Annotated in this window: 8 protein-coding genes and 1 pseudogene; 5 read left to right on the top strand and 4 right to left on the bottom strand. The window is 69.0% G+C overall.

Going from position 1 to position 8,360, the window contains the following annotated elements:
- The coding region (locus tag AOK24_RS37425; protein ID WP_055724399.1) for a hypothetical protein at window positions 1–1,120 on the top strand (1,120 nt) is incomplete at its 5' end.
- A gap of 112 nt (window positions 1,121–1,232) precedes the next feature.
- Here AOK24_RS37425 and galK read toward each other — a convergent pair.
- From galK to galT, 3 genes are read right to left on the bottom strand one after another with little or no spacing between them, the layout of a single operon-like run.
- Window positions 1,233–2,381, bottom strand: coding sequence for a galactokinase (galK, locus tag AOK24_RS37420; RefSeq protein ID WP_055724398.1), 1,149 nt, complete (start codon window positions 2,379–2,381; stop codon window positions 1,233–1,235).
- 1 nt (window position 2,382) lies between these two features.
- Entirely contained in the window at window positions 2,383–3,348 is a 966-nt protein-coding gene (galE, locus tag AOK24_RS37415; RefSeq protein WP_055724397.1) for a UDP-glucose 4-epimerase GalE, read from the bottom strand.
- Window positions 3,345–4,406: a galactose-1-phosphate uridylyltransferase gene (gene galT / locus AOK24_RS37410; RefSeq protein WP_055724396.1), complete on the bottom strand. Its 1,062-nt coding sequence runs from the start codon at window positions 4,404–4,406 to the stop codon at window positions 3,345–3,347. Before galT ends, galE begins: the two co-directional genes overlap by 4 nt.
- A gap of 105 nt (window positions 4,407–4,511) precedes the next feature.
- On the opposite strand from galT, the gene AOK24_RS37405 reads away from it, so the two are divergent.
- The 3 genes from AOK24_RS37405 (at window position 4,512) to AOK24_RS37395 (ending at window position 7,210) form a co-directional block, all read left to right on the top strand.
- Complete coding sequence (locus AOK24_RS37405) at window positions 4,512–6,191, top strand: sodium:solute symporter family protein (protein ID WP_079057189.1); 1,680 nt, start codon at window positions 4,512–4,514, stop codon at window positions 6,189–6,191.
- 10 nt (window positions 6,192–6,201) lie between these two features.
- A complete protein-coding gene (locus tag AOK24_RS37400; RefSeq protein ID WP_055724394.1) occupies window positions 6,202–6,537 on the top strand; it encodes a hypothetical protein in 336 nt (111 codons plus the stop codon).
- 67 nt (window positions 6,538–6,604) lie between these two features.
- Window positions 6,605–7,210, top strand: coding sequence for a Uma2 family endonuclease (locus AOK24_RS37395; RefSeq protein WP_240554304.1), 606 nt, complete (start codon window positions 6,605–6,607; stop codon window positions 7,208–7,210).
- Here the strand turns inward: AOK24_RS37395 and AOK24_RS37390 are convergent.
- Entirely contained in the window at window positions 7,207–8,079 is an 873-nt protein-coding gene (locus AOK24_RS37390) for an oxidoreductase (RefSeq protein ID WP_055724393.1), read from the bottom strand. The two genes, AOK24_RS37395 and AOK24_RS37390, sit on opposite strands and share 4 nt — an antisense overlap.
- A gap of 130 nt (window positions 8,080–8,209) precedes the next feature.
- On the opposite strand from AOK24_RS37390, the pseudogene AOK24_RS51670 reads away from it, so the two are divergent.
- A pseudogene (locus AOK24_RS51670) lies at window positions 8,210–8,360 on the top strand (winged helix-turn-helix transcriptional regulator); the annotation flags it as partial.

The following is an 8,360-nucleotide window of genomic DNA, read 5'->3' as shown; positions in this document are numbered from 1 at the left end:
CGCCAAGCCCGCCCCGGCGTCCCCGCCCGCCACCGGCGGCTCCGCGCCCCGCTTCATGGGCAGCGACAAGGTCCTGATCGGCGGCTCGATGACCGACGCCTCGGCGAACGCCGCGCCGTTCGACGTGCGCTACGCCTACATCCACAGCAAGCCGGCGCCTTCGTCGGCCGCCTATACGGCGTCGCGCTGCAAGGACGAGTGGTCGGGCTGGTGGGGCTGCTGGGGCGGCAGCAGCACGGCGCCCGGAAACCAGGTGACCTGGCAGGACGGCGTGGCGGCCAAGGCCACCTACCAGGGCAAGCCGCGACCGCAGAAGTACCTGTGGACCTGGTACTCGTTGCGCGACCTCGGGGACATGGCGGGCGAGGGCGACGGCCCGGGCGAGGTCAAGGCCATCAACAGGACCGACCTGCTCACCCAATACCTGAACGACTACCGGTTCTTCCTCCAGAAGATCGGCACCTCGCACGACATGATCGACCTGGAGCCCGACTTCTGGGGCTTCGCCCGGTCCCTCGGCAATCTGCACCAGGTTCCCGCGCAGGTCACGGCCTCGAATCCGACGGACTGCGGCTCGCAGGAGAACAGCGCCTCCGGACTCGCCCAGTGCCTGATCTCGATGGCACGCACGTACGCGCCGAACACCGCCGTGGGCCTGCACCTCTCCTGCTTCGACTGGGAGACCGACCTCCAGAAGTGCGTCAAGGACTACGCGGACATCGGGGCGAAGAAGGCCGACTTCCTGGCCACCGACGTGTCGGACCGCGACGCGGGCTGGTACGCGCAGCCGGCCCACGGCGGCAGTGACCACTTCTGGAACGACCGGAAGGCCGCCGCCTCGCTGAAGTTCTGGAAGACGATGGCCGAGTCCGTGGGCAAGCCGGTGGTCCTGTGGCAGATCCCCGTGGGCAACATGGCGGGGAACAACACTCCCGGCCACTTCAAGGACGACAAGGTGGACTGGTTCTTCGGCCACATGGACCAGGTGGCCAACGCCCACATCGCCGGCCTGCTGTTCGGTGCGGGGTGGACGGAGCAGACGACGCCCGAGACCGACGGCGGAAACCTGATCCGCAAGACGATCGCGTACCGCAACGCGGGCGGTACGACACTCAAGTAGCGGCTCGGGTAGCCCTCAGGTAGTCCCCGGTTACCCCTCAGGTACGACGAGAAAGCGGCCCCGCGCACACCAGCGCGGGGCCGCTCCCCATACCGCTCAGACCAGATACCGCTCAGACCAGCCGCCGAGCCCCCGCCGCCGGAACCGCCTCGAAGACGCGCGGCGCGGTGAACCCGGCCGCGGCGAACGCCTCTTCGACCGCCTTCGTGATCCCGGGAACGTCCGCCTCCTCGGCCAGCACGATCGCCGAGCCCCCGAAACCACCGCCGGTCATACGGGAGCCCAGCGCCCCGGCCGCCAGCGAGGAGTCCACGACCAGGTCCAGCTCCGGGCAGGAGATCCGGAAGTCGTCCCGCAGCGAAGCGTGCCCCTCCACGAGCACCGGCCCGATCTCCCGGGCGTCCGCGCCGGACGTCATGAGCGCGACGACCCGCTCCACCCGCTCGTCCTCGGTGACCACGTGCTTCACCAGCCGGCGGATCTCCTCGTCCTCGATCCGAGCCAGCGCCGAGTCCAGCTCGGCGTAGGGCACGTCCCGCAGGGCCGTGACCCCCAGCAGCGCCGCACCTTCCTCGCAGCCCGCCCGGCGCTTGCCGTACTCGCCCTCGCTGTGGGCGTGCTTGACCTGCGTGTCGACGACCAGCAGGCGCAGGCCCTCGGAGGCGAGGTCGAAGGGGATCTGCTTCTGGGAGAGGTCGCGGGTGTCGAGGAAAAGGGCGTGGCCCTCCTCGCAGCAGGCGGACGCGGTCTGGTCCATGATGCCGGTGGGGGCGCCGACGTAGACGTTCTCGGCGCGCTGGCACAGGCGGGCCAACTGCCAGCGCTGGAGGCCGAGTTCGTAGAGGTCGTTCAGGGCGAGGGCGACGACGACCTCAAGGGCCGCCGAGGAGGAGAGGCCCGCGCCCGAGGGGACCGTGGACGTCAGGTGGATGTCCGCGCCCCGGACCGCGTGGCCCGCTTCGCGCAGCGCCCAGACCACACCCGCCGGGTACGCGGTCCAGCCGGTGTCGGTGCCGGGCTCCAGCGTCGAGAGCTCGACGACACCGCCGTCCACGTCCGCCGAGTGCAGGCGCAGGACGTCGTCCTCGCGGCGCGAGACCGCCGCGATCGCCGTGTGCGGCAGCGCGAACGGCATGACGAAGCCGTCGTTGTAGTCCGTGTGCTCGCCGATGAGGTTGACGCGGCCGGGTGCCGCCCAGACGCCTTCCGGGGCCGTGCCGTACAACTCCTCGAAGCCGTCCCGGACTTGCTGTGCGGACAACTCAGCTCTCCTTCGAAATCTGCTGCGCGAATTCCCACGCGTCGGCGACGATACCCGCGAGGTCGGCGCGGGACGGCTGCCAGCCCAGCTTCTCGCGGGCGGTGGCGGCGGAGGCGACGAGGACGGCCGGGTCGCCGCCGCGCCGGGGGGCCACGATCTCGGGGATCGGGTGGCCGGTGACCTTGCGGACGGTGTCGATGACCTGGCGTACGGAGAAGCCCTCGCCGTTGCCGAGGTTGCAGATCAGGTGCTCGCCCGCCTCGGCCGCCTTCAGCGCGAGGAGGTGCGCCTCGGCCAGGTCCGCGACGTGGATGTAGTCGCGGACGCAGGTGCCGTCCGGCGTCGGGTAGTCGTCGCCGTACACCGAGATCGCCTCGCGGCGGCCCTGGGCGACCTGGAGGACCAGGGGGATGAGGTGCGACTCGGGGTCGTGCCGCTCGCCCTGCGCGCCGTACGCGCCCGCGACGTTGAAGTAGCGCAGGGAGACCGCGCCGAGGCCGTGCGCGTGGGCCTCGCTGGTGATCATGTAGTCGACGGCGAGCTTGGTGGCGCCGTAGGGGTTGGTCGGCTTGGTGACGGCGGTCTCGGGGATCGGGACCACGTCGGGCTCGCCGTACGTGGCGGCCGTGGACGAGAAGACGAGTTTGCGTACGCCCGCCTCGCGCATCGCGCCGAGCAGCGCCATCGTCCCGCCGACGTTGTTCTCCCAGTACTTCTCGGGGCGTACGACCGACTCCCCTACCTGAGAGCTGGCGGCGAAGTGGAGGACCGCTTCGTACGAGGCGTCGAGCCACTTGCCGGCGTCGCGGATGTCGCCCTCGATGAACGTGGCGCCCGCCGGGACGCCCTCGCGGAACCCGGTGGAGAGGTTGTCGAGGACCGTCACCTCGTGGCCGGCCTCAAGAAGGTGCTGGGCGACCACGCCGCCGACGTAACCCGCACCGCCCGTGACCAGGTACTTGCTCATGAACTCGCTACCTCTCGGAGTCGCTCGGCCGCGCGCTCCGGGGAGATGTCGTTGATGAACGCACCCATGCCCGACTCGGAGCCCGCGAGGAACTTCAGCTTGCCGGACGTACGGCGGATCGTGAAAAGCTCCAGGTGCAGCGCGAAGTCGTCGCGGCTGACCCCGTCGAACTCCTCCAGCTGGCCGAACGGCGCCTGGTGCCAGGCGGCGATGTACGGCGTCACCGGCTGATCCTCGCCGAAGATCCGGTCGAAGCGCCTCAACAGTTCCAGATAGACCTTGGGGAACTCTGTGCGCGCGCCCTCGTCGAGTCCGAGCAGGTCCGGGACCCTACGACGGGGGTAGAGGTGTACCTCGTACGGCCAGTGCGCGGCGTACGGGACGAACGCGACCCAGTGTTCACTCTCCAGGACTACGCGCTCGTCGGCGAGTTCACGCTCCAGCACGGCGTCGAAGAGGTTCTCGCCGCCGGTGGCGTCCTTGTGCGCGGCGACCTGGCGCAGCATGAGGGCGGTGCGGGGCGTGGTGAAGGGGTAGGCGTAGATCTGCCCGTGGGGGTGGCCGAGGGTCACCCCGATCTCCTCGCCCCGGTTCTCGAAGGCGAAGACCTGCTGGACGGAAGGAAGATGCGACAGCTCCGACGTCCGGTCGGTCCACGCCTCCAGGACCAGGCGCGCCTGCTCCTCGGTGAGGTCGGCGAACGACGAGTCGTGGTCGGACGTGAAGCAGACGACCTCGCAGCGGCCCGAGTCGCCGGCCAGCGAGGGGAAGCGGTTCTCGAACACGACGACGTCGTACGACGAGTCCGGGATCTCGCTCAGGTTGTCGCCCTGGGTGGGGCACAGCGGGCACTGGTCGACCGGCGGGTGGTACGTCCGCCCCTGCCGGTGCGAGGCGATGGCGACCTCGTCGCCGAGCAGGGGGTCCCTGCGTACCTCCGAAGTGGTGACGGTGCGGTCGAGTGGACGGCGGTCCACCGCGTCGCGCACCGAGTCGTCCCGCAGGTCGTAGTAGATCAGCTCACGACCGTCGGCCAGCCGGGTCGAGGTCTTCTTCACCTTCGACTCCCCATCCGTGCACCAGCACAGCTAGAAGCATCCAAACAGAACCGAACACATCAAACCACAAACACACACATCCGGTCACCCTTGGAAGGGCCCTCTGTGTATCCCCCCACGTCTCTGGCAGCCGAACTGCGGCTCCCCGTCAACGCGCTCGACTACACGATCCTCGGTATCTACTTCGTCGTCGTCCTCGGCATCGGATTCGCGGCCCGGCGCTCCGTGAAGACCAGCCTCGACTTCTTCCTCTCCGGGCGCTCCCTGCCCGCCTGGATCACCGGCCTCGCGTTCATCTCCGCGAACCTCGCCGCGACCGAGATCCTCGGCATGGCGGCGAACAGCGCGCAGTACGGGGCGTACACCGTCCACTGGTACTGGATCGGCGCGATCCCCGCGATGGTGTTCCTCGGCCTGGTCATGATGCCCTTCTACTACTCCTCCAAGGTCCGCTCCGTCCCCGAGATGCTGCTCCTGCGCTTCGACAAGTGGGCGCATCTGCTGAGTTCCGCGCTGTTCGCGTTCGCCGCGATCCTCATCGCCGGGGTCAATCTGTACGCCCTCGCCATCGTCGTCGAGGCGCTGCTCGGGTGGCCCGAGTGGGTCGCCATCCTCGTCGCCGGGTTCTTCGTGCTCGCGTACATCACGCTGGGCGGGCTGTCCTCGGCGATCTACAACGAGGTCCTCCAGTTCTTCGTGATCCTCGCGGCGCTGATCCCGCTGTCCGTGCTGGGGCTGAAGAAGGTCGGCGGGTGGGACGGGCTCACCGACTCCCTGAAGGCCAGCCACGGGGACGACTTCGTCACCGCCTGGGGCGGCACCGGCATCGGGTCCGCCAACCCGCTCGGCGCGAACTGGCTGACCATCGTCCTCGGGCTCGGGTTCGTGCTGTCCTTCGGGTACTGGACGACGAACTTCGCCGAGGTGCAGCGCGCTCTCTCCGCGAAGAACCTCTCCGCCGCCCAGCGGACGCCCCTCATCGCCGCGTTCCCGAAGATCTTCATCGTGTTCCTCGTGATGATCCCCGGCCTGGTGGCGGCCGTCCTGGTCCCCAAGATCGGGACGTCCGGCTCCGACCTCCAGTACAACGACGCCATCCCCTACCTGATGGAACAGCTCCTGCCCAACGGGGTCCTCGGGATCGCCGTCACCGGCCTCCTCGCCGCGTTCATGGCCGGCATGGCCGCCAACGTGTCGTCCTTCAACACCGTGTTCACCACCGACATCTGGCAGAAGTACGTCGTCAAGGACCGGGAGGACGGGTACTACGTCCAGTTCGGGCGGCTCATCACCGCCATCGGCGTCGCCGCGTCCGTCGGGACCGCCTTCCTCGCGTCCTCCTTCTCCAACATCATGAGTTACCTCCAGACCCTCTTCTCCTTCTTCAACGTGCCGATGTTCGTCGTCTTCATCATCGGCATGTTCTGGAAGCGGGCCTCCGCGAAGTCCGGGTTCTGGGGGCTCCTCGCGGGCACCACCGCCGCGATGGTCAACTACTTCGTCCTCTACAAGCAGGACGTCATCGGCATCCCGTCCGACCAGGGCGCGAACTTCGTCTCCGCCATCGCCGGGTTCGTCGCGGGCGCGGTCGTCATGGTGGCCGTGTCCCTCTTCACGGCCCCCAAGCCGGAGGCCGAACTCCAGGGCCTCGTCTACGGCACGAAGTCGCCGGGAATGTCCGAGGCGCCCGCCGCCGGCGACGACGCCTGGTACCGGCGCCCGGCACTCCTCGGCTGGAGCGCCGTCGTCATCGCCGCCGCCTGCTACATCCCGTTCTCCTTCTGAGAGGCTCGCCATGTCCGACCACTACTCGGAAAAAGACGTCCACCGCGAGGTGACGGCCCTGGAGGAGAAGTCCACGACCGCCGCCCGCATCTTCGACCTGCGGCGCATCATCGGGGGCCTCTTCGTCCTCTACGGCATCATCATCACCATCACCGGCATCACCGACGGCGACGCCGAGATCGACAAGGCCCAGGGCATCAACATCAACCTCTGGACGGGGCTGGGGATGCTCGCCCTCGGCGTGTTCTTCCTGGTCTGGCTGTGGCTGCGGCCTACTCCGGCGCCTACGCCGCCGCTGCCGTCGCCGTCGCCGTCGCCGGAGGAGGGGGAGAAGAACTCGGAGTGACGTGAGGGTGCCTGCTCCTGGGAGGGGCGGGCACCCTTCTTGTCCCACACTGGGCGCGGGAGGACCCGTGACTCAGCAGACTCCGTACCGACGGCTGCGCGCCCTGCGCGACCGCTTCGCTCCGCCGCCCGGCCTCACGTGGCCCGAGATCAGTGGCGGGAAGCTCGTCATGACGCTGCGTCCGGGGCCGCGCCATCAACTGACCGCGATGCTGGTGCGGAGGCAGTTGGATACGCAACTCCCCAAAGGGCTGGGGGTGTTCGAGGCGACGGACACGGACGACGAGGCCCTGGGCGTCCTGCGCGTGCCGGACCTCCAGGTATGCCGTGACGCCGCGATGGAGACAGACGATCCCCTCGACCCCCGCGAGATCGTCCTCGCAGTCGAGATCGTCTCCCCGTCCAACCCGGAGAACGACTACCGGGACAAGGCCCGCGACTACCCCGCCATGGGCATCCCCCACTACCTGATCCTCGATCCCCGCGACGGCACTTGGACGTACCAGTGGGGGATCGGCCGGGCCGAGGGACGCCCCGCGTACGACAACCGGCTGCACCTGCCCTACGGCAAACCCGTCACCGTGGCCACGGAACTCGGCACCTGGCAGATCGAGACCAGTGACCTTCCCCGTTACAGCGCGAAGGACATGGGGCTCTCCCCGGGGCAGCCCTAGTCGGCGATGGTGTCCAGTTCGGTCATGTCCTCGGCGGAGAGGGAGAGGCCGGCGCCCTCGATGTTCTCGTGCAGGTGGGTGATGGATGACGTGCCGGGGATGAGCAGGATGTTCGGTGAGCGGTGCAGCAGCCAGGCCAGGGCGACCGACATGGGGGTCGTCGCCAGCCGGGTCGCGACGCGCGTGAGTGCCTCGGACTGGAGCGGCGTGAATCCGCCGAGGGGGAAGAAGGGGACGTAGGCGATGCCGGCGGCGGCGAGGTCGTCCACGAGGGCGTCGTCGTGGCGGTGGGCGAGGTTGTACATATTCTGCACGCACACGAGCGGAGCGATACCGCGCGCCTCGGCGACCTGCTCCACCGTGACGTTGCTGACGCCGAGATGGCGGATCAGCCCCTCCCCCTGAAGCCCGGCGAGCGTCTCGAACGCCTCGGCGATCGAACCGGGCCGGGTGCCCTGTGCGTCCCCCATGCGCATGTTGACCAGGTCGAGGACCTCGACGCCGAGGGATTCGAGGTTCTCGTGCACCTGCCTGCGCAGGTCCTCCGGACGGCGGGCCGTGGGCCAGCCGCCCTGCGCGTCCCGGGTCGCCCCCACCTTCGTGGCGATGAACGGCCGCTCCGGACAGTCCCGCAGCGCCTCGCGGATCAGCTCGTTCGTGATGCGCGGGCCGTACGCGGCGCTGGTGTCGATGTGGGTGACCCCGAGGCCGACCGCCTCACGCAGGACGGCCAGCGCGCCGTCGCGGTCGGCGGGCGGTCCCATGACCCACGGTCCGGCGAGCTGCATGGCGCCGTACCCGAACCGGGACACGGTCGCGTCACCCAGCGTCCAGGTTCCACCAGGAAGGGAGGGGGAGAGCGTGTTCATCGTCGCGCCTTTCACTTCATGCCGGGGGTGGTGTCTCCGTCCCCCATGCACCAGGGTTGGCGAGGAACTTCCGGCCGGGAAGTGGGTACTTCGAAGTGCCTAACGATCCAGAAGGTGAGGAGCGAGGCCAGTGACGACGACGCGGGCCGACGAGAAAGCGCGGGCCAAAGCGGAGTACAACGCGTTCCTGGAGCTGTGCCCCAGCCGCCAGCTCCTCGACCGGATCTCCGACAAGTGGGTCGTCCTGATCCTGTGCGCACTGGCCGGCGAGACCACCACCC

Source organism: Streptomyces niveiscabiei (assembly GCF_001419795.1).
Taxonomy (GTDB): Bacteria; Actinomycetota; Actinomycetes; order Streptomycetales; family Streptomycetaceae; genus Streptomyces; species Streptomyces niveiscabiei.
Note: the sequence above shows the minus strand (reverse complement) of the source record. Positions and strands in the feature narration are given on the sequence as shown.

Bases quoted from the DNA above. Each gene is read 5' to 3' on its own strand.
- AOK24_RS37390 (WP_055724393.1), bottom strand. From the start codon at position 8,079: ATGAACACGCTCTCCCCCTCCCTTCCTGGTGGAACCTGGACGCTGGGT.
- galE (WP_055724397.1), bottom strand. From the start codon at position 3,348: ATGAGCAAGTACCTGGTCACGGGCGGTGCGGGTTACGTCGGCGGCGTG.
- AOK24_RS37400 (WP_055724394.1), top strand. From the start codon at position 6,202: ATGTCCGACCACTACTCGGAAAAAGACGTCCACCGCGAGGTGACGGCC.